The sequence below is a fragment of the Tumebacillus lipolyticus genome (assembly GCF_042682745.1).
Lineage (GTDB): Bacteria > Bacillota > Bacilli > Tumebacillales > Tumebacillaceae > Tumebacillus_A > Tumebacillus_A lipolyticus.
The window spans coordinates 417,362-440,034 of record NZ_JBHUIO010000009.1 but is presented as its reverse complement, the minus strand read 5'-3'; the positions used below and the strand labels follow the sequence as shown (position 1 = coordinate 440,034).

Sequence of the window (22,673 nt, the reverse complement as noted above, 5' to 3'; positions counted from 1 at the left end):
AATCGGTCGAGGGCTTATCCTAAGTTCTTTTTCTTCGACTCACATTCGCATCCGGTTTTCAGGGAACATCATTTTGCCGATGTAGCTCAGTTGATAGAGCAATCGATTCGTAATCGATAGGTCGCAGGTTTGAGTCCTGTCATCGGCACCATTTATCATGCGGTCATGGCGGAATTGGCAGACGCGCAAGATTCAGGTTCTTGTGGGGGCAACCCTGTGGAGGTTCAAGTCCTCTTGACCGCACCAAACGATAAAAACCCATTTCTCTTGAAGAAATGGGTTTTTTGATGTAGAAATGTGTGTGCGTATCGATCGAGCGGTTGCAAACATTTTCGAAGTCTGAATGACTTGGCTCAAGGATCGCTTCACACTAAAAAACGGCCATCGCAGGGCCGCTTTTCTTATTTCCAATAGAATGCTGTAGAAACGATCCATGTCACGAAGCCGACCAAGAGCAGGGCGATAAAGACCTGCGAGTAGGGAATGACATAATCGAAGAGCATTTTCGACAAGAAGCTTGCAAACAGTTCGACTCCCCCGACCCAAATCATAATGGAGGCCAGGGAGCGTACAGTGTGACGGCGCACCTGACAGACTCCTCTCTAACCGACAAATAGACGTACGGACATCAATTCTATTTTTCATCATACACCTGATAAAAGCGCTACCTCAAGGCATCCTTGTTCAAAACTGTGACAATTTTGTGCCTTCCTGTGCACAACTTCCAAAGATCGCTCAACATGGGGAGCCTTGCGATGGGGAATAGTAGCGATATGCAGGAGGGGATTGATCATGGGGAAGCATCCGCTTGGCCAAACGCGTCGAACGGAACGAGTGTCACCCGAGAACAACCAGCCGCTGCTGGAAGACAGAGTGAAACTCTTGAGCGAACAGGTCGAGCGGCTGGCGATCCACATGGAAAAGGCGAACTTTGCCGACTATATCGTGATGCTCAACAGACCGCGGCGCATGATCTTTTACAGCTTGCTAGGCGGCGTTGCCCGCGGTGTAGGGCTTGGTATCGGGTTTTCTGTGATCGGTGCCACTCTCGTCTACCTGTTGCAAAAATTGCAGTTGCTAGGCTTGCCGCTGATCGGAGACTATATAGCTGAGCTCGTGCGCATCGTCCAATCCAATCTGGGCAATCCATATGTGCGATAAATACAAAAGCAAAACAGGAGGGTGCATATACGATGAGTTTAACTGGAGGCCAGATCAAACGGTTGAGACATCAGCTCGAAGGAGAGATCACCGACATTCGCCATCGACTGGATGAGAATGATTCGTACGGTCTACAGCAGTCACTGGAAGAGTCGATCAGTGAACTCTCCCATTATGACAACCATCCTGCTGATATCGGCAGCGAAGTGTTTGAGCGCTCCAAAGATCTGTCGCTTCGCGATGCGGATAGTTTGCGCCTGCAAGAGATCGATGATGCGTTGGAGCGAATGGAGGACGGGGAGTTTGGAACTTGTGCGCAGTGTGGCACAGGCATTCCCTATCTTCGACTGGAAGCGAATCCGGCTGCGCGACACTGTATCGAATGTCAAAAAGAGTTGGATGAGGAGGATTACATCAGAGATCGGCCTGTGGAGGAGGAATACCTTCATCCAGGCTTTGGGCGATCGTTCCTCGATAATGAAGATGACTACAACGGCTTTGACGGGGAAGACGCCTGGCAAGCGGTAGCGCGGTACGGGACGGCAGCAACCAATGATGAAAATCCGCAGTCTGCTCATCCGGTTGACAACTATTATGAAGCGAATGAGCGAATCGGTTATGTGGAAGATATCGAAGGGTTTATCATCACCGATATTGAGGGAAATCCTGTAGACGATCCGCAGTTCGTCCGCAACGATGCGTATCGCAGAGCGTGGAATGAAGCGAACGAAACGTATTGATGGTCAAAAAGCTCTGTGCTGCCAGATGGCACAGAGCTTTTTGACTCGCGGAAGCCCACCGAATCATAGTGATCAGATTTTCCCGCTGGTCGACAAATGGATGCGAGTCGCGCGCGCAGCAGGTGTTCTCCAGCGGCTGGCGAACTTGTCACTCACTGGGGGATATGCTACAATGGGCAAGCAAAAAACGGGCTTTTTGCCCTTCGAGGTGACAAGATGTTGTTCTATCTATTGATCGCTCTGGTGGTCGCGCTCGACCAAGTGATGAAATACTACATACGTCTGAACATGGAAGTCGCACAGTCGATTCCGCTGTTGGATGGATTGATCAATCTGACCTCACACCGCAACCAAGGTGCCGCATTTGGCATCTTGGAGGGACAGCAATGGTTCTTCATCTTGAGCACGCTGGTTGTGATCGTTGGCGCAATCTATTTTCGCGCCAAAGGCGAGCTAAAAGGTCGCCCGGTCAGAGAGATCAGCTTAGCATTGCTCTTGGGTGGTGCGATCGGCAATGCGATCGATCGCGTGTTGTTTGGCGAAGTAACCGATTTTTTTGATTTGCAGTTTGTTGATTTTGCAATTTTTAACATTGCGGATGTTGCGATCAACATCGGGGTGGGGCTGTTGGTGCTCTCGATGCTGGCCGAATGGATTCAAGAGAGAAAGAGGGTCACTCGTAAGGAGGAAGCGTGATGGGGGAAATGCGCAAGCCCGATCTTGATCTCGGGCAAGAAGGCGATCTTGAAGAGCGCGAGACGATGTCGTGGACGATCGAGGAAGAGGCGGGCGAGAGAGTCGACAAGCTCCTGCCAGCATGGGTCAGCGATCTGTCGAGAACGCAGGTTCAAGATCTGATCGACGGGGAGTCGATCCTCGTCAATGGAAAGAAGATCAAATCGAACTATAAAGTCCGTCAGGGGGATGTGATCACGCTCGATCTGCCAGATCCGGTCGAAGTGACGCTCGTGGCGGAAGACATCCCGCTCGACGTTCGCTATGAGGATCAAGATGTGGTGGTGGTCAACAAGCCGCGCGGCATGGTCGTTCATCCGGCTGCTGGACATGCGAGCGGCACGCTGGTCAACGCGTTGCTCTTTCATTGTAAAGACCTGTCGGGGATCAATGGGGAAGTGCGCCCAGGGATCGTTCACCGCATCGACAAGGATACGTCCGGTCTGCTGATGGCGGCGAAAAATGATCTTGCACATCGCCATCTGGCGTCCCAATTAAAAGCGCATACGGTCACTCGCAAATACATCGCGGTCGTGCACGGCGTGTTGCAACATGATCTCGGCACCGTTGAAGCTCCGATCGGACGCCACCCGGTACATCGTCAGCAGATGGCTGTCATCCGTGAAGGCGGTCGTGAGGCGATCACCCATTTTCAAGTGCTGGAGCGCTTGGAGAAGCATACGGTGGTCGAACTGATGCTGGAGACGGGCCGCACCCACCAGATTCGCGTTCATATGGACTTTATCGGACATCCGCTCGTCGGCGATCCGAAGTATGGCAACCAGAAGCGAAACCGCTATGACGAGATTTTAGAAGGACAAGCGCTGCACGCACAGGTGCTCGGCTTTGTGCATCCGCGCACAGAAGAGTACCTTGAATTTTCCTCAGATCTTCCGGAAGAGCTGGTGCGGTTGATCGACTTTTTGCGACAACAGGCTTGACGAGCCTCGCGAATCTTGTTATTCTTCAATAGAACTGAATAGGTCCTTTAAACTGATCCTGTGAGATCGGAAAGGAGTCGGTATTTGGAGGCTGAGGTGCTTGCGAGCATCGTCGGCACTCTATACTCTGCTGTATGCGTACAAACGGTAGACTTCTTCCCGCCTGGGAGGAAGTCTTTTTTGTCGGCAACAGGGGACACTATCAGCAGATTTTGTGAGGATGGGAGGAACCACGATGGAACTGACAGAGAAAACGCAGCTGCTCGATGCGGAAGCCATTCGACGTGCCCTGACGCGCATCGCCCACGAAATTGTCGAGAAGAACAAAGGAACGGAAGGGCTCGTGATCATCGGGATCAAGACGAGAGGCATCCATCTCGCCAAACGGTTGGCAGACCGCATCGCCTCGTTTGAACAGGTTCAGGTTCCAGTCGGGACCCTCGACATCACGCTGTATCGTGACGACCTGAAACAACGCGGCGAACAGGCGGTGGTGAACGGCTCGGAGATCGATTTTGCCATCACCGACAAAACGGTCGTGCTGGTCGATGATGTGCTGTTTACCGGTCGCACCGTTCGCGCGGCGCTCGATGCGCTGATCGATCTCGGCAGACCGAGGCAGATTCAACTGGCCGTCCTGGTGGATCGCGGGCATCGCGAGCTGCCGATTCGACCAGACTATGTGGGGAAAAACGTTCCGACTTCCCGGGAGGAAGTCGTCGCGGTCAACCTCGACGAGATCGAACAACAAGACAAAGTGATCATCTTAGAAAAAGCAAACGCTCTTTAATCGGGTCCTGTGAGGCGCGAAAGAGTGAGCTGCTTGGTGACAGGGCATGTTCTGCCCCGCGTTGCCAACACCTCCTCTCCGACGGCGCCTGCGGAGAGGTTTTTTATTCCCGGAAGTTTGCATCAAGGGGGAAAAACAGCATGAGCCAACAACGAATTGTCGATGTGAACGAACGCTTGCCGCTTTTGCAATCGGTACCACTTAGTCTGCAACATCTGTTCGCCATGTTCGGTTCCACGGTGCTCGTCCCATTTTTGACCGGGTTGAACCCGGCGATCGCCCTGCTGACCAGCGGGATTGGCACCTTGATCTACATTCTGTTGACCAAAGGGATGATCCCAGGGTATCTCGGGTCTTCCTTCGCCTTCATCGCACCGATCATCGCCGTCTCGAAAGCGGAAAGCCCGGAGGCTGCCCTGTTCGGATGCTTGGTGTCAGGTCTCGTCTACATCATCGTCGCCTTCATCATTCGCGGTGCAGGGATCGGGTGGCTGAACAAGCTGTTGCCCCCGGTCGTCGTAGGTTCGATCGTCATCGTCATCGGGCTCGGCCTTGCGGGCGTTGCGGTCAACATGGCGGCTGAAGACTGGACGGTGGCGATGGTCGCGCTGATCGTCGCAATCGTCGCTTCTGCCTTCTTCCGCGGGTTTCTCGGGGTCATTCCGATCTTGCTCGGCATCATCGGCGGCTACATCTTCGCGGTGACGCAAGGCATGGTCGACTTCACAACGGTGGCAAAGGCGGACTGGATCGCACTGCCTGACTTCCAAACTCCGAAAGTGTCCTGGACTGCGGCGCTCTTGATCGCGCCGGTCGCGCTGGTCACGATCGCCGAACATGTCGGGCACCTGCTGGTGACAGAAAACATCGTCGGTCGACCGCTGATGAAAAAGCCAGGTTTGCACCGCTCGATGCTCGGCGATGGCGTCGCGACTGCGATCGCAGGGGCGGTCGGCGGTCCTCCTTCCACCACCTACGGGGAAAACATCGGCGTGATGGCGATCACTCGGGTCTACTCGGTCTGGGTGATCGGCGGAGCGGCAGTGTTTGCGATCCTCTTCGCCTTCATCGGCAAAATATCGGCGCTGATCTCCACGATTCCCGTTCCGGTCATGGGCGGCATTTCGATCCTGCTGTTCGGGATCATCGCCTCTGCCGGCTTGCGCATGCTGGTCGAAAGCGGGATCAACTACGGCAACAAGCGCAACCTGATCATCTCTTCGGTGATTCTGGTGCTCGGCGTTGGCGGTGCGAAGATTCATATCGGTGAGCTGCCGATCGAAGGTATGGCGCTGGCGACGTTCGCCGGGATCTTGCTCAACTTGGTTCTGCCCAAAGGGATCAATGAAGAGGGTGCGGCCAAGGAGAGCTTGGAAGCGGCTGAGCATCAAAAAAAGTGAATAGGTGAAAATAGAAACGTTCTGTTCCTCACAGCACCTTTAAACCAATACGAGAGATTGGTAAGGTCTGCTCTATCGGACGTGTAGTTTACGCTGTCTGCTGGACTCCCTTGCCATCGCAATGGGAGTCTTTTTTAGGAAAAGAAACGGGAGGTAGCTCTGATGTATCATGTGCTGAGTGCTCATCAATTTGACCGGAATCAATTGGATCAATTGTTCCGCATGGCGGAGATCATGGAATACACAGCAGCAAACGGTGGTTCGAACCTGTTAAACGGCAAGATCATGGCAGCCCTGTTCTTCGAACCGAGCACGCGGACGCGCTTTTCGTTCGAATCGGCGATGATGCGCCTCGGCGGGAAGGTGATCTCGACCGAAAACGCGTCGCAGTTCTCCTCAGCGATCAAAGGGGAGACGCTCGAAGACTCGATCCGAGTGATCTCGTCTTACGCAGATGTGATCGTGCTCAGACACAATGAAGTCGGCGCTGCCACGCGGGCCGCGAAAGTATCGAGCATCCCGGTGATCAACGCAGGGGATGGCGCGGGTGAACATCCGACACAATCTCTGCTCGATCTGTTCACCATTCAAAAAGAGCGTGGGAGCATCGACAACATCCGCATCGCGATGGTTGGCGATCTGACCTACGGTCGCACCGTCCACTCGCTCTCCTATATGCTGGCGAAGTACAAAAATGTGACGATCTACTTCGTCTCGCCAGAAAATTGCCCGATTCCGAAAAAGGTAAAAGACTACCTCGATGAGCAGGGCGTGACCTACTTTGAAGAAAACGATCTGCATGAAGTTGCCGCCAAGGTGGATGTGCTGTACATGACGCGCATCCAAAAGGAGCGCTTCCCGAGCGGAGAAGAGTATCTGAACGCGGCGGGGCGCTATGTGATCGATGAGAAAGTGCTCAAGCTGATGGATGAGAAAGCGATCATCCTGCACCCGCTGCCACGAGCGGGCGAGATCTTGCCAGAGGTGGATGCTGACCCGCGAGCCGCATATTTCAGACAGGCGAAAAACGGTGTCTACATTCGCATGGCCTTGCTCGCCTACTGCCTTGAGGGCAAACAGGCGGGTGCAGAACTGGAAGCGTTGGCAAAAGTGATGGTCTGAGAAAGGTTCACTAGAGGAGGATGACGATGGGACTCGTACTGAAAAATGGACGACTGCTGAATCTGGAGACGGGTGAGTTGCAGGCAACTGACATTCTGATCGCAGGAGATCGGATCGAAGCGGTGGCCGAGCAGATCGAAGCGAGCGGGCATGAGGCGATCGACCTGCAAGGCAAGGCGATCCTGCCGGGCTTTCTCGATATGCACGTGCATTTGCGCCAGCCAGGTTTCGAAGCGAAAGAGACGATCGAGACGGGGACGGCTGCGGCTGCTCGCGGCGGGTTTACCACAGTCGCCTGCATGCCGAACACCCGTCCGGTGATCGATTCGCCGGAGCTGATCGGCTATATCTATGAGACGACAGCCAAAGAGGGCTCCTGCACAGTGCTTCCGTACGGTGCGATCACCAAAGGGGAGCTTGGCGAAGAGCTCACCGACATCGCGGCGCTCAAAGCGGCGGGCGCGATCGGCATCACCGACGATGGTGTCGGCGTGCAGTCCTCCTCGATGATGAGAGAGGCGATGCGCATCGCCGCCAGCCTCGATCTGCCGGTGGTGATCCACTCTGAGGATGAAGACCTCGCCAAAGACGGCTGCATGAACGAAGGTGTCGTCTCCAAGCGCCTCGGCCTGCCGGGCATTCCGGGATTGGCCGAAAGCGTGATGATCGCTCGCGACATCCTGCTCGCCGAAGAGACCGGCGCGCATCTGCACGTCTGCCATATCTCCGACGCTTGGTCGGTCGATCTGGTGCGCTATGCGAAAAGCCGCGGACTAAAAGTGACAGCAGAAGTGACCCCACATCATCTGCTGCTGACGGAAGAGATCATCGACAGGACGGACGCTCAAGATGCGAACATGAAGGTCAACCCGCCGATCCGCACCGAAAAAGACCGTCAAGCCTGCCTGCGCGGTCTGCTCGACGGGACGATCGACATGGTGGCGACCGACCATGCGCCGCATACGGAGGAAGAGAAGAAACGCCCCTTTCAAACGGCGCCGTTCGGTTTTGTCGGACTGGAAATCGCCTTCCCGCTCCTGTACACCGAGCTGGTTGAAACGGGACAGATTGCACTGCATGAGCTGGTGAAAAAGTTTACGATCAACCCGGCGAACGTGTTTAAGATCGATCGCGGTGTGATCGCCGTAGGCAATGTGGCCGACCTGACGATCGTCGATCTTGAGGCGGAGCGCACCGTCACGGTAGAAGAGTTCAAGACGAAAGGCCGCAACACCCCATTTTTGGGCAAAAAGATCAAAGGCTGGAGCGTGCTGACGATCAACCAAGGTCGCATCACATACCGCGGCAACTGAGTACGGACATGAGAAAGGTGGAGGAGCAAATGCGAGCAAGGCTGATCTTAGAAGACGGAACGGTGTTTGAAGGCAACGCGTTTGGCGCAGAAGGGGAATCGTTCGGAGAGGTTGTGTTCAACACGGGGATGACCGGTTACCAAGAAGTGCTGACCGATCCGTCCTACTATGGGCAGATCGTCACGATGACCTTCCCCTTGATCGGCAACTATGGGGTGAACGTGGACGATATCGAGTCGAACCATCCGCATGTGCGCGGGTTTGTCGTGCGCGAGTGGTCAACTCATCCGAGCAACTGGCGGAACATGGGCAGTCTCGATCAATACTTGAAGACGAACAACATCATCGGCATCGAAGGCATCGACACGCGGATGTTGACCAAAAAAATCCGCGTTCACGGCACGATGGCGGGCGTGATCACCACGCAGGACTTGCCGGTGGAAGAGTATGTGGCGAAGCTGAATGCGTCCGGACTGCTGCCTCGCGATCAAGTGGCGCAGGTGACCACCAAGTCGACCTACAGAAGCCCAGGCAAAAATCGCCGCATCGTCGCGATGGATTTCGGGATGAAGGCGGGCGTGTTGCGTTCCCTCGTCGCGCGCGGCTGCGATGTGACCGTCGTGCCTGCACACACGTCGGCAGAGGAGATTCTGAACTGGAAGCCGCACGGCGTGATGCTCTCCAACGGCCCTGGCGACCCGGCCGACCTGAACGAGATCATCGAGACGGTGCGCCAACTGATCGGACAGGTTCCGATCTTCGGTATCTGCCTCGGTCACCAACTGATCTCGCTCGCCTGTGGAGCGAAGACGGGCAGTCTCAAGTTTGGCCATCGCGGAGCAAACCATCCGGTCAAAGACCTGCTCAACGGGAGATGCTACATCACATCGCAAAACCACGGCTATGTCGTGCTTCCCGAAACGTTGGAAGGCACGGGGCTCGAACTGACGCACATCAATCAGAACGACGGATCGGTCGAAGGTGTCCGTCACACCGAACATCCGGTCTTCTCCGTGCAGTACCATCCGGAAGCGCGTCCAGGTCCAGATGATTCTGACTACCTGTTCGACCGTTTCATGGAGATGATTGAAGATCACTGGGAGGGGAAATAAAATGCCATTGCGTACAGACCTCAAGAAAATCCTCGTCATCGGTTCTGGTCCGATCGTCATCGGACAAGCGGCAGAGTTCGACTATGCGGGCACTCAAGCGTGCCATGCTCTGCGCGAAGAAGGAATCGAAGTGGTGCTCGTCAACTCCAACCCGGCGACGATCATGACCGATATCGATACAGCAGACAAAGTGTATGTGGAGCCGCTCACCCCTGAGTTTGTCGCTCAGATCATCAGGCAGGAAAAGCCGGACGGGCTGCTCGCGACGCTCGGCGGCCAGACCGGGCTGAACTTGGCGGTAAAGCTGCACGAGATGGGCGTGCTGGAGCAAGAGGGCGTCGAACTGCTCGGGACGGCACTCTCCTCGATCAAGCAGGCGGAAGACCGTGAGGAGTTCCGCTCGCTGATGAACGTGCTCGGAGAACCGGTACCCGAATCGGAGATCGTCAACACGTATGAAGAGGCAAAGGCGTTTGCTGAAGAGCTCGGCTTCCCGATCATCATCCGCCCTGCCTACACGCTGGGCGGGACTGGTGGCGGCATCGCGAAAGATTGGGCCGAATATGAGGAGATCGTCAACCTCGGCCTGCAGCTCTCGCCGATCTCGCAGGTGCTCGTCGAGCGCTCGATCGCAGGGTTTAAAGAGGTCGAATACGAAGTGATGCGTGACAAAAACGACAACTGCATCGTGGTTTGCAACATGGAAAACTTCGACCCGGTCGGCATTCACACAGGCGACTCGATCGTCGTCGCACCTTCACAAACGCTGTCTGACCACGAATATCAGATGCTGCGCACCTCGGCGCTGACCATCATTCGGGCGCTCGGCATCGAAGGCGGATGCAACGTTCAGTTCGCTCTCGACCCAGATTCGTTCCAATATTACCTGATCGAAGTCAACCCGCGGGTCTCCCGCTCCTCCGCCTTGGCATCGAAGGCGACCGGCTATCCGATCGCCAAGATCGCGGCGAAGATCGCCATCGGCTACACGCTGGATGAGATCATCAACCCGGTCACCAAACAGACGTACGCTTGCTTCGAACCGGCGCTCGACTATGTGGTGACAAAGATTCCGCGCTGGCCGTTCGACAAATTCGTCTCGGCCAAACGGGTGCTCGGCACGCAGATGAAAGCGACAGGCGAAGTGATGGCGATCGAGCGATCGTTTGAAGCGTCGCTGATGAAAGCGGTGCGGTCGCTGGAGATCGGTCTCGACTCGCTCGATCTGCCGGGAGCTGAGGAACTCGATCAGGAAGCGTTGGAAAAGCGCCTGATCATGGCGGACGATGAGCGCCTCTTCCTGCTCGCCGAAGCGTTCAAGCGCAACTACACGGTGGAGCAATTGCACGATCTGACCAAGATCGACGAATGGTTCCTCGTCAAAGTGGAAAGCATCGTCCGACTCTTGCAATCGATCGCTGAGCAGGGGCTGAACGAAGAGAACTTCAAGCGGGCAAAAAAGTGGAGCATCACCGACAGCACGATCGCGCGCTATGCGAACATCAGCGAAGAGGAAGTCTATGCGTCTCGGCTCGCGCTCGGCCTGCGCCCGGTCTACAAGATGGTGGACACCTGCGCAGCCGAATTTGACGCGGCGACACCGTACTACTACTCCGCCTACGAGCAAGAGGATGAGGTGGCGGAGAGCACCAACAAAAAAGTGGTGGTGCTCGGCTCAGGTCCGATCCGCATCGGACAGGGCATCGAGTTTGACTACTGTTCGGTTCACGCCGTGTGGGGGCTGAAAGACGCGGGGTACGAATCGATCATCATCAACAACAACCCGGAGACGGTTTCCACCGACTTCTCCACCTCCGATCGCCTCTACTTCGAGCCGCTGCACATCGAGGATGTCATGCATGTGATCGACCGCGAGCAGCCAGAAGGTGTCATCGTGCAGTTTGGCGGTCAGACGGCGATCAACCTGGCAGCCCCGCTGGCGAAGCGCGGTGTGAAGATCCTCGGCACGCAGCTTGAGGATATCGACCGAGCGGAGGATCGAGAAAAATTCGATCAGCTGCTCACCGACCTTGATATCCCGCGCCCACAGGGCAAGACGGTCTTTACGGTCGAGGCGGCTGTCGAGGCGGCCAACGAGACAGACTATCCGGTCGTCGTGCGCCCCTCCTACGTTCTGGGCGGCCGGGCGATGGAGATCGTCTACAACGAGCAGGATCTGTTGCACTACATGCACCACGCGGTAAAAGTGAACACCGAGCATCCGGTGCTGGTCGACCGCTATCTGACCGGGCTTGAGATCGAAGTGGATGCGATCTCCGACGGCGAGACGGTGCTGATCCCAGGCATCATGGAGCATGTGGAGCGCGCAGGCGTTCACTCTGGCGACTCGATCGCCGTATACCCGACACAAAAGCTTTACCCGCACCTGAAAGAGACGATCATCGAATACACGACCAAGATTGCGCGCGCCCTGAAGATCAAAGGGCTGCTGAACATCCAGTATGTGGTGTCAAAAGATCAAGTCTACGTGATCGAGGTCAACCCGCGCTCCTCGCGCACCGTGCCGTTCCTCTCCAAAGTGACCGGCGTGCCGATGGTGGACGTGGCGACGCGCATCATCTTCGGGACATCGCTCGCAGAGCAAGGGTACCAAAACGGGCTCTGGCCGGAGCCGAAAGAGATGGTCGCGGTGAAAGTTCCGGTCTTCTCCTTCGCTAAGCTGCGACGTGTCGATGTCACGCTCGGCCCGGAGATGAAATCGACCGGAGAGGTGATGGGGCAGGAGCGAACTTTTGCCAAAGCGCTGTATAAAGGTCTGCTCGCAGGCGGGATCGACATTCCGGAGTATGGGACGATCATCGCCACCGTATCGGATAAGGACAAGGAAGAAGCGCTGCCGATTCTCAAGGGCTACGCAAACCTCGGCTTCCGCTTCCTCGCTACGCAAGGAACGGCCGCACTGCTTCGCGAGCATGGCATCGCTGTCACCGAAGTGAAGAAGTTGGCTGAAGGATCGCCCAACCTGGTCGACCTGCTTCGCCAAGGCAAAGCGGACATGGTGATCAACACGCTGACCCGCGGCAAAGAGACGACTCGCGACGGCTTCCGCATCAGACGGGAAGCGGTAGAGCATGGCATCCCGTGCTTGACTTCGCTCGATACTGCCGAAGCGATGCTCGAAGTCTTGCAATCGATCCGCTTCTCGACGATTCCGCTCGGAGCGGTCAACTACTAGACGACCAAAGGAGGCTTTGATGAATGGCACGGCTTACGATCCTCGAACATAAAGAAATCGCCCGCAACATGATGTGGTTGGCGTTTGAAGCGCCGGAAGACCTCATCTACACTCCCGGTCAGTTTTTGCACATCCGCGTGACCGACGGAGTGGATCACCTGCTCCGACGGCCGATCTCCCTGTGCAAAGTGCTCGGGGAGAAGACGGGCATCGGCATCGCCTACCGCGTTGGCGGCAAGGGCACCAAACTGCTGCAAGCGAAAAAGGTGGGGGATGTTCTCGATGTGCTCGGCCCGCTTGGCAAAGGCTTCAAACTGCACGAAACCGATCGGCACGCGCTGCTGATCGGCGGCGGGATCGGCGTGCCTCCGATGGTTGAACTGGCAGATCAACTGACCCAAAACGGGGTGAAGGTCACTTCGATCATCGGGTTTCAAAGCCAGAATGTGGCGATTCTGGTCGATGAGCTGAGCGCGTATGGTGAAGTTTTGGTGGCGACCAACGATGGGTCGCTCGGCAAGCAAGGATTTGTCACCGACTACATGACAGATGAGCTGCTGGCCAGCGCAGACCGTTTTTACGCCTGTGGCCCGACGCCGATGTTGCGAGCGGTGCAGCAGAAGATGGAAGGCAAAGTGGACGGCTATCTGTCGCTCGAAGAGCGGATGGGATGCGGAATCGGCGCCTGCATGGCCTGCGTCACTTCCTGCGTGATGGCGGACGGCACGATCGGCTATAAGAAAGTGTGCAAAGAAGGGCCAGTCTTTTCGGCGGCGGAGGTGGTTTTCTAAATGAAGGCAAACGTAGATCTCGCGGTGGAAATCGGCTCCCTCAAGCTGAAAAATCCGGTCATGACCGCATCCGGTTGCTTTGCGTTCGGCAAGGAGTTTGCCGACTATTATGATCTGAGCACGCTCGGTGCGATCACCGTCAAAGCGACAACGCTCGAACCACGGCTGGGCAACCCGACGCCGCGCGTGGCAGAAACGCCGGGCGGGATGCTCAATGCGATCGGGCTGCAGAACCCTGGTGTGGAAAAGGTGATCGCCGAAGAGCTGCCGCACCTGCGGAAATATGACATTCCGGTCATCGTCAACATTGCCGGCACGACGGTCGAAGATTATGTGGCGGTCACCGAACGATTGATGGACAGCGAAGATGTGGATGCGATCGAAGTGAACATCTCCTGCCCGAATGTGAAGTGCGGCGGCATTCAGTTCGGGACCGATCCAGAACAGGCGGCACACGTGACGCGCGAGGTCAAGCGCGTTTCGAAAGTGCCGGTGATCGTCAAACTGTCCCCGAACGTCACCGACATCGTCGAGATGGCAAGAGCGGTCGAGGCGGCAGGTGCGGATGCGATCTCGCTGATCAACACGCTGGTCGGCATGTCGATCGACCTGAACAAGAAAAAACCGCTGATCGCCAACGGCGTCGGCGGGTTGTCAGGGCCTGCGGTAAAACCGGTCGCCGTGCGCATGACCTATCAGGTGGCACAGGCGGTCAACATCCCGCTGATCGGGATGGGGGGAATCATGACCGGCGAAGATGCGATCGAGTTTATGATGGCAGGAGCGGCTGCTGTCGCGGTCGGCACGGCCAACTTCGTCAACCCGCTTGCCTGTCCGGAGATCATCGAAGGTATTCGTGAGTTCTGTGAACAAAATGGTGTGGAGCGCGTGCGCGACCTGCAAGGAGCAGCGTGGAAGGAGATGGCGCGATGAGAGCCAACTTGCGACCGGAGGAGAAAATTTTTGTGGCGCTCGACTATGACAACATGGACGATGCGCTGCGCATGGCAGAGCGGCTTGGCGATACGATCAAGACGATGAAAGTCGGCCTGCAGCTGTTTTTCAAAAGCGGACCGGAAATCTTACATCGCTTGCACGAGATGGGCTTTCAAGTGTTTATGGACTGCAAGTTTCATGACATTCCGAACACGGTGGCAGGTGCGTCCGACTCGGTGACCGCGCATGGTGTCTACATGTTTAACGTCCATTGCGCCGGCGGTCTGGAGATGATGAAGCGCGCGAAAGAGGCGGCGATCAAGCGTGCAGAAGCGTCTGGGATTCAAGTTCCCAAGCTGATCGGAGTTACCCAGCTGACTTCCACCTCGCAGGCGATGCTCAACGAGGAGATCGGAATTGCAGGCGATGTACAGCGCTCCGTGCTGCACTATGCCAAACTTGCCCAGCAGGCTGGATTGGACGGCGTTGTCGCATCCGGCCATGAGATCGCAGCGATTCGGGAGGCGTGCGGAGACCAGTTTCTGACTGTGATTCCGGGCATTCGACCCGCCTGGGCGGCGAGCGATGACCAGAAGCGGATCATGACACCAGCCGCAGCGCTTGCGGCAGGCGCGCATTATCTGGTCATCGGCCGGGCGATCACGCATGCGGACGACCCGAAGGCGGCAGCATTGCGGATTTTGGAAGAAGTAAGATAATCGAGGAGGCGTACGTTCCATGACGATCACGACCATCGGCAACAAAATTGCAAAAGCATTGCTCGACATCCAAGCGGTATCCCTGCGCCCGAACGAGCCGTTCATCTGGGCTTCCGGTATGCGCTCGCCGATCTACTGTGACAACCGCTTGACCCTCTCCTACCCAGAAGTGCGCGATCTGATCGCAGAGGGGTTTGCCGAGTTGATTCAAGAGAAGTATGGCGAGGTGGACATCATCGCAGGCATGGCGACAGGCGGGATTGCACATGCGGCATTTGCTGCGCAGAAGCTGAACAAGCCGATGATCTACATCCGCTCCTCCGCGAAGAAGCATGGCAAAGGCAACCAGGTGGAAGGCGCCTTGAAACCGGGCCAAAAAGTGGTGATCATCGAAGACTTGATCTCCACAGGCGGCTCTGTGCTCGACGGCGTGCAAGCGGTGCGCGAAGCGGGGGGAGAGGTTTTGGGCGTTGCGGCGATCTTCTCCTACCAGTTCCAAAAAGCGTCCGACAACTTCGCAGCGGCCAACTGCCAGTTTGACACGTTGAGCAACTATTCGGCGCTCCTGCCGATCGCGGTGGAACTGGGATACGTTTCTGCGGAGGATCTGACCCTCTTGCAACAATGGAAAGAAGCGCCTGAAAAATTCTAACAGCATGAAGAAATCGATGAGATGAGAAAAGGGATCAACCGATGAGCGTTCGGTTGATCCTTTTTTTGTTGTGTGCAAGTGGACAAGCTGTCTAAAACTTTCAAACTCTCGACCGAAGCTCTTGCAGGTGAAGAGCTGATGCGTGAATGAACAAGTTGGGCAAAGGATACTGGATAAGCGCCCCTCCTTTTTATGAAAACGAAAAGAGTGATGTCTCTCAGAGAAGCATGGGGAGCGGCTCTCCAGAGAGTTGAAGAATGAATAGAAAGGTCGGATAGAATTTCGAGTAATTATCACGCGTTCAAATTTAACTGAATAATTATAAAATTCATATTTTATATTGACTTGTTAATGATTATCTATTATTATGTGTGTAAAATAAAATAATATAAAGGAGTCGAAGGGCTGTGTACATACTTTTTTCATTTTTCTTCTCAATGGTGGTGGCAGCCATTCTGATCTTCCTGAGTCGATGTAAAAAAACGCTAGGGGAAATCGCGCTGCTACCTCGATACGGAACGGGAGCGGTGGATGTTCATCCATTAGTCGGTAAACACATTTCGCATATCGATACACGCATCCCTCTACCTGAGAATGTGAAGGCGGGGTGGGCAATCGTGATGTTGATGTCTGCGACTTGTCCTTATTGTCTGAATCGTATGGAAGAGTTTCACAAATTGTATCTTCCCCAGTACTCGTTGCCTCATGTTTGCTTAGTTCAAGTTGAAGAGGAAGGACAACTTCAAAAGTTTCGAACGGTCTATGAGAGATTGCCTTTGATACCTGTATCAGGAATGATGTTCCAAGAGCTAGAGCTCAATCTCATCCCAGGCTTTTTGCTTGTCGATGAGAAAGGTACGATCGTCGTCGCAGTGTCAAGGATCGGGGATTTAGAAAGTGAAACGGCGAAGTTCTTGAGGGCACATGAGCAAATCGCAGATGATCTGATCTTGACTTGATCAGAGTGCTAACTTCCCAGAGGATTAACCTCGTTGAAAGGAGGTGAAAAATATGTTAAAGCGCCTTGTGGGCAAAATGGCAAATGTAGAAGCTTCAGCACAGCCTTGCTCCAGTACTTATCAGGATGCACAATGTATCTTGATCTGCACAGGTATAGGCGGGTACAACAGAGCGCGCGTCTACTACTATGACAGCTCTACTGGTCAATCCTGCGGCTATCGTGATATGGGAGTTTGCGGATGCCCAACTTAGGATGAGATGGAGGCTCGACTGGAGTCGGCCTCCTTTTCCATTTCTCATGCCCAATTTTGATCCCTTGTCAAGGGAGGTACTCATGGGAATTCGATATTTATTTTGTGCGATGAGCTTGGTTTGGAAGAGTGGCAAGTGGTGGGTGATCTCATCGATCTTTCTGCACATCCTGATCGGGTCGCTACCCCTTGCGACGATCTGGGTGACGAAGGAGTTGGTCAACTCCGTTTCAGCGATCATCCAAGGTGAGGTACATGAATACGGACCGACGATCTGGCTGCTGCTGTTAGAGTTTGGGATTGCGGTGGTCGCAGTCGCACTCCGCAACCTGCAAAGCTGGCTCGATCAAAGGATGGAAGTGTTGTTAAACCATGACCTACAAAAGAAAATTTCGGAAAAACTTGTTTCTGTTCCGCTGGCGTACTTTGAGAACCCGCAATATTATCATCATCTTACTCGCATTAATTCTGGAGCCGGGGGTCGTTTTCTCGCTCCTGTGAGAAATACATTTGAGATTTTTCAAGCATGTATTAGCCTCTTTTCACTGCTCGGCTACCTGTTGACGCTACACTGGAGCTTTTTGTTGCTCAGTTTGCTCGGTGCGGTTCCGATGCTGATCGTCCACGCAAAGTTTGGACAGCAAAAGTTTTGGCTGATGCTTCATCAAACTCCTGTGGCACGAGAAGCATCCTATATGTCGCAGTTGATCATGGATCGACAAGGAGCTAAGGAGATCCGATTGTTTGGCTTGGGTAGCTATCTGATCAATCGGTGGTCAAAGAGGTATTTGAAGAATGCGAGGGAAGCGCTGCACCTGATGCGCAAACAGCAGGGGATCGAAATCGCGCTGGAAGCGGTGACAGCTGTCCTTTATCTTGGAGCGGCAGGCGTGATGATCTGGTTGATGCGCGTCAAGTCGATGCAGATCGGTGATTTTGTTTCGATGGGGCAGGCTGTGCATGGCACGCAAAGCAGCATCAATCAAATTTCGTTTCGTCTCGCCGGAATTTTTGAAGAAACGCTGTATATCCGCGACTTCTTCCAGTTTATCGACCTTGAGGAACCGGCAGGTGGCCTATCCTCTGTGCGCGGTGATCTCCCCTTCCCGAAGCAACTGCAAGAAGGGATTCGATTTGAAAATGTGACATTTCGATATCCTGATACGGAGCGACGTGTGATCGAAGATGTCAGCTTCCAGATACAGCCTGGCGAAAAGATTGCAATCGTCGGAGAAAACGGCTCGGGGAAGACGACGTTGGTGAAATGTCTGATGGGGCTATACCATGTGGACAAAGGCCAGATCATGTTTGACGATCTTGAACTTCGGTCGATTGAAGAACGAGACCTGTTCCGAAACATCACGGTCATCTTCCAAGACTTTATGAAATATTCCTTGACGGTTCGCGAAAACATCGCGTTCGGTGACATCGACCAACTAGATAATCTGGAAAAGTTAGAAGAGGTGGCCCGACGAAGCGGTGTCGATCGATTGGTGCAACATTTGGAGGATGGTTATGCAACCAATCTCGGTCGCACGCTGTTCGATGGTGAAGACGTGTCGGGCGGACAATGGCAGAAAATTGCGATCGCCCGCGCGCTGTTCAGCGGAGGTCAGATCATGATCTTGGACGAGCCGACAGCTGCGCTCGATCCGCAAGCGGAGATGGAAGTGTTCCGCCAGTTCAAAATGCTGACAGCAGGGAAGACAACCCTATTTATCTCCCATCGGATGGCGGCTGCTCGAATGGCAGATCGAATCTTTGTGTTGAAAGAAGGGCGGTTGATCGAATCGGGGACGCATGAGGAGTTGCAGACGCAAAACGGAGAGTATGCGCGGATGTACCGCATGCAGGCGCAATGGTATTCGGAGGAGATAGAAGGATTGCAGGAGGCGGTAGCATGGAGGAGTTGACACTGATCTTTCGGGTAATCTTGGGGGTGATGTTTTTCAGCAGTGGCATCTCCAAACTAAAAAAGATGCCGGAGCATTTTTCGATCTTGAAAGATTATCGCATTTTGCCAGCATCGCTGATCAAACCGTTCGGGTGGTGTGAAGTCATCGCAGAGGTTGCGGTAGGATTGCTACTGTTGAGCGGTTTCTACCAATCGATTGCCGCCTGGACGACGATGAGCTTGCTCGTCGTGTACACCTTGGCGATTGCGATCAATCTGCTTCGGGGGCGGCGAGAGATCTCATGTGGCTGTGGGGGAGTTGCGGGCAATCATCATTTGTCATGGTGGTTAGCAATACGCAATACAGTGCTGTTTCTGATCGGCGGTTGGTTGACAGAGTACACGGGCACTTTGGGACATTTCGATCTTTTGTTCTCAGGTGTCTCACTCAGCGAGGTGATCGGTGGGCAATATTGGATCACATTGCTGATCGGATTATTTAGCCTGCTGTTCTACATGAGCATGACCACACTGTTCGGCATTGGCAAGCGCATCGAATCGCTGCTGCCATCGAGATGAGGAGGATATCGAATGGAAACATTTCTGGTGATCTCTAACATCGTTTTGTGGATCTGTATGATCGCGCTGATCGCCTGTTTTTTTTATCTCGCGCGCATGGTCGGGGACTTCTTAAACCGCTTCCGTATCAAGGATGGGAAGCTCGATCGGACAACGCTAAAGGTTGGGCAACAGTCACCGTTCTTTCGCTTGATCGATCAGCGTGGAGAGATGGTGAGGCTTCCCGCGCCAGAGAATCGATACACGGCGATCCTGTTTAAAAATTCAAGCTGCGGCACCTGTCTTGACATCACGACAAAGCTAGCCCAGCTGTCAGACCATTATTTTAGCATGCGGCTGGTGCTGATCGATGAGGGCGAGGAACCGGAGGCGAAAGCAGTCCTGCCAGAAGGGATCTCTCTGAGCTACTCGTCAGATGTGTTCCAGAGCTACTTTGTGGACAAAGTGCCGATGTTATTCATCATCGATCCGAATGGTGTCATTGTTCACTTTGATTATATCGATAATTATTTGCACATGGTCAGCTTGTTAGAGCGCTCGTATCAACAAGCGGTCTAAAACTTTCAAGTTCTCGCTCGAAGCGCTCGCAGGTGAAGAGCTGATGCATGAGCAAGCTGGCAGATTGGCTGTTCTGGAGGGCCAGATTCGTTCAACGTTGACTGAAGATAATGCTACTCTCACTCCTTTGCAGGGAAATTGGTGAATCATGTAGAAGATATTAAACTAATCAATAACATTTCTTAAGAAGACGGGATGAGGTAGGAGCGATGAAGGTCACCAACCTGATGGAGCAGATCGTGGAAGATGTCATGGAAGAGCATTGGAAGAATCTGAAGATCGAATGTACCTGTCAACTCTGTAAAAATGACATCTTGGCTGTCACACTAAACGCTTTGTCACCTCGTTATGTAGCACACGACAAAGGCAGAGTCATCGTGAAGGCGCGGATGATGGACGAGCAGATGCAGGCGGATGTTTTGCGAGAGATCGCGCGGGCTGCAAACATCGTCTCGGCCAAGCCGTCTCATGAGTGAGCAATCACAGCAGGCTTCTCATCGACTGATGAGAAGCTTTTTTTCATCGCATCCTGATCGGTCGAACGAAGGGCGACCAACAGATCGCCCATTGGCGGCTCGCGCTTTTTATCTTCTGTCAGCTTCGAGTAGTAGCAGTTTCTGATGTGGGGAACCTATTGATAACCGAGCGGATCGCGGTCACAACCTTTTCGTTTGTTGCGTGATTTTCACGTTGCGAGGAGCACCTTTCTGTGATACTTTATAAAAGTAACTAATATGAGACTGAAGATCCTGAGATGAGGAGGGCAGTTGCCATGAGCAATTGTGAAATCTGCTACCTCGGTCAATATGAGCTGTTCAAGGACCTGAACGAAGATGAGCTTGACATGCTGGGACGCGGCAGTCAGTCGACGATCATTCCGAAGCGGGAGTACATTTTCACGCCGGATGAGCCGAGCAATCAGGTATATATGTTAAAGTCGGGTCGAGTGCGCATCTCTCGTCTTTCAGAAACCGGAAAGCATTTTACATTGGTGATCTTGGAGCCGGGTGATGTGTTCGGAGAGAACGCTCTTTTTGCTGACGAGCCGCGCCGGAACTTTGCCGAGGTGCTGGATGATGCGCAGATCTGCGTGATCGATAAGAAAGATTTTGAAAAAATCGCGTTGCGCAATCCGAGCGTATCGCTGAAGTTGGCACAGATCGTCGAACATCGCTTGAGCGAAGCGCAAGAGCAGATCGAACATCTCGTGTTTTACGATGTGCAAACGCGCCTGGCACGCCTGCTTCTGAAGTTGGCCGATGTTCATGGTGAGCGCGTCGATGGCGGTGTACAGGTCGGGATCAAGCTGACCCACGAGGATATCGCCTCTTTGATCGGATCGACAAGAGAGACGACGAGCAAAATTTTAAACGAGTTTAAAGCGAACGGCTGGATCGATGTGAAAAAACGGCATATTATACTTCTCGACCAGAAAGTATTGGCCGAGATGAAATAAGGGAGCGGGGGGATACCGCTCCCTTTTTGGACTATTGTGCATCATACGTATGGACGTTGGCAGCGCGTTGACCCTGTGGGCGAATGCGGCGGGGCTTGATCACAGCTTTGGAGACCGTCTTCTTCGGTCGAGCGAATTGGGTGACGAGGAAAATGATCCCGACGACCTCCGCAAGACTTCCGGCGATTCCGACAGCATCCCGGATGAGGTAAAACATTCTGTCTTCCATGTCAGCTCCCCCTGTTCGACCGTTTTGGTGCGAGTATATGGAAGTTGGACATCATGCAGAACAACCAGTGCCGATCTGATCAAAGGGGAGGGAATGGAATGAGCGGTGTTCATACTCAAATTTTTGCGGCGGAGCAACCCGCAACGCTTACGGCAGTGCTCGTCCACGGCGCATCCGATCACAGCGGTCGCTATGCGCATGTGATTGAAAAGTTGAATGCGAGCGGCATCTCGGTCATCACCGGAGACCTGCCCGGTTTTGGCCGTTCAGCAGGTTTGCATGGACATATCGATCGCTTCGATCAATATCTGGATGCGGTCGAGCAGTGGGTGCAGCAGGCGAAAGCGCAAGGCGGCACCACGGGACATGTGATCCTGATCGGCCACAGCATGGGGGGATTGGTCGTCTTGCGCTTTTTACAAGAGCGAGGGCATGATCATCCGCAACTTGTCAAAGCGGTGCTTTCCTCCCCGCTCTTGCGAGTTGCTGTGGAGATCCCGCCTTGGAAGCGAACGATCGCCAAAATGCTCGATCGATTGCTGCCCAAATTGCGCATGCCAAGCGGGATCGATACTGAGTTCCTCTCCCGCACACCAGATGTGGTAGCCGCCTATGCGCAAGATCCGCTCTGCGGCGGAGTGGTCAGCGCACGCTGGTATCAGGAGATCGTGCGCGCTTCAGAATCTGCCCGCAACCGCGCCGGAAAGGTCGGTGTGCCGATCCTCCTGATGCAAGCGGGGCAAGATCGGCTGGTCGCACCGGAAGAAGCGGAGCCATTTTTTCAAAAGGTGCCAGACAGAGAGAACAGCAGATTTATCCACTATCCGCAGTGCTACCATGAGCTGTTCAATGAACCTGAGCGGGAAGAAATCATGCGAGAAATGATCGAGTGGGTTGCCAAACCCTAGCGTGTTCCCATATACTAACTCTGTAATACATTCCCAACTTCACGAAAGGTGGCATCGAGATTCTACATGATCAACTAAGTTTGCAATTCGACCTTCACCAATCGAATCGGTGAACAGAATTCAAACGCAACTATCTGATAGTTGCGAGAGCGGGATAGGTCTGTCCTATTCTTAAACTCTCGAAGTGGACCCATGTAGAAATGATCGCACGCTCACCAATCTATGAGTAC

General features: G+C 54.1%; 23 protein-coding genes and 2 tRNA genes. 23 read left to right on the top strand and 2 right to left on the bottom strand.

Translation table 11 applies throughout. From position 1 onward, the window contains the following. The first annotated feature begins 75 nt into the window (after window positions 1-75). Together ACFSOY_RS16170 and ACFSOY_RS16165 are read left to right on the top strand one after the other, a co-directional pair. Window positions 76-151: transfer RNA gene (locus ACFSOY_RS16170), tRNA-Thr, on the top strand. 8 nt (window positions 152-159) lie between these two features. Beyond that, a tRNA-Leu gene (locus ACFSOY_RS16165) sits at window positions 160-246 on the top strand. A gap of 155 nt (window positions 247-401) precedes the next feature. Here the strand turns inward: ACFSOY_RS16165 and ACFSOY_RS16160 are convergent. After that, window positions 402-587 carry a hypothetical protein gene (locus tag ACFSOY_RS16160; protein ID WP_386048343.1) on the bottom strand — a complete coding sequence of 62 codons (186 nt, stop codon included), beginning with the start codon at window positions 585-587 and terminating at the stop codon, window positions 402-404. Between the two features lie 205 nt (window positions 588-792). On the opposite strand from ACFSOY_RS16160, the gene ACFSOY_RS16155 reads away from it, so the two are divergent. From ACFSOY_RS16155 to ACFSOY_RS16060, 20 genes are all read left to right on the top strand, one after another. After that, window positions 793-1,161 carry a DUF5665 domain-containing protein gene (locus tag ACFSOY_RS16155; RefSeq protein ID WP_386048341.1) on the top strand — a complete coding sequence of 123 codons (369 nt, stop codon included), beginning with the start codon at window positions 793-795 and terminating at the stop codon, window positions 1,159-1,161. 32 nt (window positions 1,162-1,193) lie between these two features. Next, a complete protein-coding gene (locus ACFSOY_RS16150; protein WP_386048339.1) occupies window positions 1,194-1,901 on the top strand; it encodes a TraR/DksA C4-type zinc finger protein in 708 nt (235 codons plus the stop codon). 216 nt (window positions 1,902-2,117) lie between these two features. Next, a complete protein-coding gene (gene lspA, locus ACFSOY_RS16145) occupies window positions 2,118-2,597 on the top strand; it encodes a signal peptidase II (protein WP_386048337.1) in 480 nt (159 codons plus the stop codon). Next, window positions 2,597-3,577 (top strand): RluA family pseudouridine synthase, encoded by a 981-nt coding sequence (locus ACFSOY_RS16140; RefSeq protein ID WP_386048335.1) that lies wholly within the window; start codon window positions 2,597-2,599, stop codon window positions 3,575-3,577. Before lspA ends, ACFSOY_RS16140 begins: the two co-directional genes overlap by 1 nt. Before the next feature lie 235 nt (window positions 3,578-3,812). After that, window positions 3,813-4,367: a bifunctional pyr operon transcriptional regulator/uracil phosphoribosyltransferase PyrR gene (gene pyrR / locus ACFSOY_RS16135; RefSeq protein ID WP_386048333.1), complete on the top strand. Its 555-nt coding sequence runs from the start codon at window positions 3,813-3,815 to the stop codon at window positions 4,365-4,367. Between the two features lie 140 nt (window positions 4,368-4,507). Beyond that, window positions 4,508-5,767: a uracil permease gene (uraA, locus tag ACFSOY_RS16130; RefSeq protein WP_386048331.1), complete on the top strand. Its 1,260-nt coding sequence runs from the start codon at window positions 4,508-4,510 to the stop codon at window positions 5,765-5,767. A 162-nt stretch (window positions 5,768-5,929) separates the two neighbouring features. Next, window positions 5,930-6,889: an aspartate carbamoyltransferase gene (pyrB, locus tag ACFSOY_RS16125; RefSeq protein WP_386048329.1), complete on the top strand. Its 960-nt coding sequence runs from the start codon at window positions 5,930-5,932 to the stop codon at window positions 6,887-6,889. Between the two features lie 26 nt (window positions 6,890-6,915). Further along, window positions 6,916-8,202: a dihydroorotase gene (locus ACFSOY_RS16120; RefSeq protein ID WP_386048327.1), complete on the top strand. Its 1,287-nt coding sequence runs from the start codon at window positions 6,916-6,918 to the stop codon at window positions 8,200-8,202. Between the two features lie 29 nt (window positions 8,203-8,231). Further along, a complete protein-coding gene (locus ACFSOY_RS16115) occupies window positions 8,232-9,314 on the top strand; it encodes a carbamoyl phosphate synthase small subunit (RefSeq protein ID WP_386048326.1) in 1,083 nt (360 codons plus the stop codon). Between the two features lies 1 nt (window position 9,315). Further along, window positions 9,316-12,510, top strand: coding sequence for a carbamoyl-phosphate synthase large subunit (gene carB / locus ACFSOY_RS16110; RefSeq protein ID WP_386048325.1), 3,195 nt, complete (start codon window positions 9,316-9,318; stop codon window positions 12,508-12,510). A 23-nt stretch (window positions 12,511-12,533) separates the two neighbouring features. Then, window positions 12,534-13,301, top strand: coding sequence for a dihydroorotate dehydrogenase electron transfer subunit (locus ACFSOY_RS16105; protein WP_386048323.1), 768 nt, complete (start codon window positions 12,534-12,536; stop codon window positions 13,299-13,301). Continuing rightward, the gene (locus ACFSOY_RS16100) at window positions 13,302-14,234 is read left to right on the top strand and encodes a dihydroorotate dehydrogenase (RefSeq protein WP_386048321.1); all 933 of its coding nucleotides are present in this window, start codon (window positions 13,302-13,304) and stop codon (window positions 14,232-14,234) included. It begins immediately after the preceding gene. Next, window positions 14,231-14,956 (top strand): orotidine-5'-phosphate decarboxylase, encoded by a 726-nt coding sequence (gene pyrF, locus ACFSOY_RS16095; protein WP_386048319.1) that lies wholly within the window; start codon window positions 14,231-14,233, stop codon window positions 14,954-14,956. Before ACFSOY_RS16100 ends, pyrF begins: the two co-directional genes overlap by 4 nt. 19 nt (window positions 14,957-14,975) lie before the next feature. Further along, window positions 14,976-15,608, top strand: coding sequence for an orotate phosphoribosyltransferase (gene pyrE / locus ACFSOY_RS16090; protein ID WP_386048317.1), 633 nt, complete (start codon window positions 14,976-14,978; stop codon window positions 15,606-15,608). Between the two features lie 407 nt (window positions 15,609-16,015). Continuing rightward, on the top strand, window positions 16,016-16,567 hold the full coding sequence (locus ACFSOY_RS16085) for a hypothetical protein (protein WP_386048315.1): 552 nt from the start codon (window positions 16,016-16,018) through the stop codon (window positions 16,565-16,567). A 335-nt stretch (window positions 16,568-16,902) separates the two neighbouring features. Next, entirely contained in the window at window positions 16,903-18,732 is a 1,830-nt protein-coding gene (locus ACFSOY_RS16080) for an ABC transporter ATP-binding protein (protein WP_386048313.1), read from the top strand. Beyond that, the gene (locus ACFSOY_RS16075; protein ID WP_386048311.1) at window positions 18,720-19,292 is read left to right on the top strand and encodes a MauE/DoxX family redox-associated membrane protein; all 573 of its coding nucleotides are present in this window, start codon (window positions 18,720-18,722) and stop codon (window positions 19,290-19,292) included. The genes ACFSOY_RS16080 and ACFSOY_RS16075 overlap by 13 nt, the downstream gene beginning before the upstream one ends. Before the next feature lie 12 nt (window positions 19,293-19,304). Beyond that, window positions 19,305-19,850 carry a TlpA family protein disulfide reductase gene (locus ACFSOY_RS16070; protein WP_386048309.1) on the top strand — a complete coding sequence of 182 codons (546 nt, stop codon included), beginning with the start codon at window positions 19,305-19,307 and terminating at the stop codon, window positions 19,848-19,850. Between the two features lie 209 nt (window positions 19,851-20,059). Then, window positions 20,060-20,326 (top strand): late competence development ComFB family protein, encoded by a 267-nt coding sequence (locus ACFSOY_RS16065; protein ID WP_386048307.1) that lies wholly within the window; start codon window positions 20,060-20,062, stop codon window positions 20,324-20,326. Window positions 20,327-20,622: 296 nt separating this feature from the next. Then, window positions 20,623-21,306: a Crp/Fnr family transcriptional regulator gene (locus ACFSOY_RS16060; protein WP_386048305.1), complete on the top strand. Its 684-nt coding sequence runs from the start codon at window positions 20,623-20,625 to the stop codon at window positions 21,304-21,306. A gap of 31 nt (window positions 21,307-21,337) precedes the next feature. On the opposite strand, the gene ACFSOY_RS16055 is transcribed toward ACFSOY_RS16060, so the two are convergent. Continuing rightward, entirely contained in the window at window positions 21,338-21,535 is a 198-nt protein-coding gene (locus ACFSOY_RS16055; protein WP_386048304.1) for a hypothetical protein, read from the bottom strand. 98 nt (window positions 21,536-21,633) lie between these two features. Between ACFSOY_RS16055 and ACFSOY_RS16050 the strand changes: the two genes are divergently transcribed. Further along, window positions 21,634-22,443, top strand: coding sequence for an alpha/beta hydrolase (locus ACFSOY_RS16050; protein WP_386048302.1), 810 nt, complete (start codon window positions 21,634-21,636; stop codon window positions 22,441-22,443). Window positions 22,444-22,673 lie beyond the last annotated feature (230 nt).

Excerpts from the sequence above, each read along its gene's own strand:
- ACFSOY_RS16115 (WP_386048326.1), top strand. The coding sequence starts at position 8,232 with ATGCGAGCAAGGCTGATCTTAGAAGACGGAACGGTGTTTGAAGGCAAC.
- ACFSOY_RS16150 (WP_386048339.1), top strand. The coding sequence starts at position 1,194 with ATGAGTTTAACTGGAGGCCAGATCAAACGGTTGAGACATCAGCTCGAA.
- ACFSOY_RS16075 (WP_386048311.1), top strand. The coding sequence starts at position 18,720 with ATGGAGGAGTTGACACTGATCTTTCGGGTAATCTTGGGGGTGATGTTT.
- uraA (WP_386048331.1), top strand. The coding sequence starts at position 4,508 with ATGAGCCAACAACGAATTGTCGATGTGAACGAACGCTTGCCGCTTTTG.
- ACFSOY_RS16105 (WP_386048323.1), top strand. The coding sequence starts at position 12,534 with ATGGCACGGCTTACGATCCTCGAACATAAAGAAATCGCCCGCAACATG.
- ACFSOY_RS16100 (WP_386048321.1), top strand. The coding sequence starts at position 13,302 with ATGAAGGCAAACGTAGATCTCGCGGTGGAAATCGGCTCCCTCAAGCTG.
- ACFSOY_RS16065 (WP_386048307.1), top strand. The coding sequence starts at position 20,060 with ATGAAGGTCACCAACCTGATGGAGCAGATCGTGGAAGATGTCATGGAA.
- ACFSOY_RS16120 (WP_386048327.1), top strand. The coding sequence starts at position 6,916 with ATGGGACTCGTACTGAAAAATGGACGACTGCTGAATCTGGAGACGGGT.
- ACFSOY_RS16060 (WP_386048305.1), top strand. The coding sequence starts at position 20,623 with ATGAGCAATTGTGAAATCTGCTACCTCGGTCAATATGAGCTGTTCAAG.
- ACFSOY_RS16055 (WP_386048304.1), bottom strand. The coding sequence starts at position 21,535 with ATGGAAGACAGAATGTTTTACCTCATCCGGGATGCTGTCGGAATCGCC.
- pyrF (WP_386048319.1), top strand. The coding sequence starts at position 14,231 with ATGAGAGCCAACTTGCGACCGGAGGAGAAAATTTTTGTGGCGCTCGAC.
- ACFSOY_RS16070 (WP_386048309.1), top strand. The coding sequence starts at position 19,305 with ATGGAAACATTTCTGGTGATCTCTAACATCGTTTTGTGGATCTGTATG.
- pyrR (WP_386048333.1), top strand. The coding sequence starts at position 3,813 with ATGGAACTGACAGAGAAAACGCAGCTGCTCGATGCGGAAGCCATTCGA.
- carB (WP_386048325.1), top strand. The coding sequence starts at position 9,316 with ATGCCATTGCGTACAGACCTCAAGAAAATCCTCGTCATCGGTTCTGGT.
- ACFSOY_RS16080 (WP_386048313.1), top strand. The coding sequence starts at position 16,903 with ATGGGAATTCGATATTTATTTTGTGCGATGAGCTTGGTTTGGAAGAGT.
- lspA (WP_386048337.1), top strand. The coding sequence starts at position 2,118 with ATGTTGTTCTATCTATTGATCGCTCTGGTGGTCGCGCTCGACCAAGTG.
- ACFSOY_RS16155 (WP_386048341.1), top strand. The coding sequence starts at position 793 with ATGGGGAAGCATCCGCTTGGCCAAACGCGTCGAACGGAACGAGTGTCA.
- ACFSOY_RS16050 (WP_386048302.1), top strand. The coding sequence starts at position 21,634 with ATGAGCGGTGTTCATACTCAAATTTTTGCGGCGGAGCAACCCGCAACG.
- pyrB (WP_386048329.1), top strand. The coding sequence starts at position 5,930 with ATGTATCATGTGCTGAGTGCTCATCAATTTGACCGGAATCAATTGGAT.
- ACFSOY_RS16140 (WP_386048335.1), top strand. The coding sequence starts at position 2,597 with ATGGGGGAAATGCGCAAGCCCGATCTTGATCTCGGGCAAGAAGGCGAT.
- pyrE (WP_386048317.1), top strand. The coding sequence starts at position 14,976 with ATGACGATCACGACCATCGGCAACAAAATTGCAAAAGCATTGCTCGAC.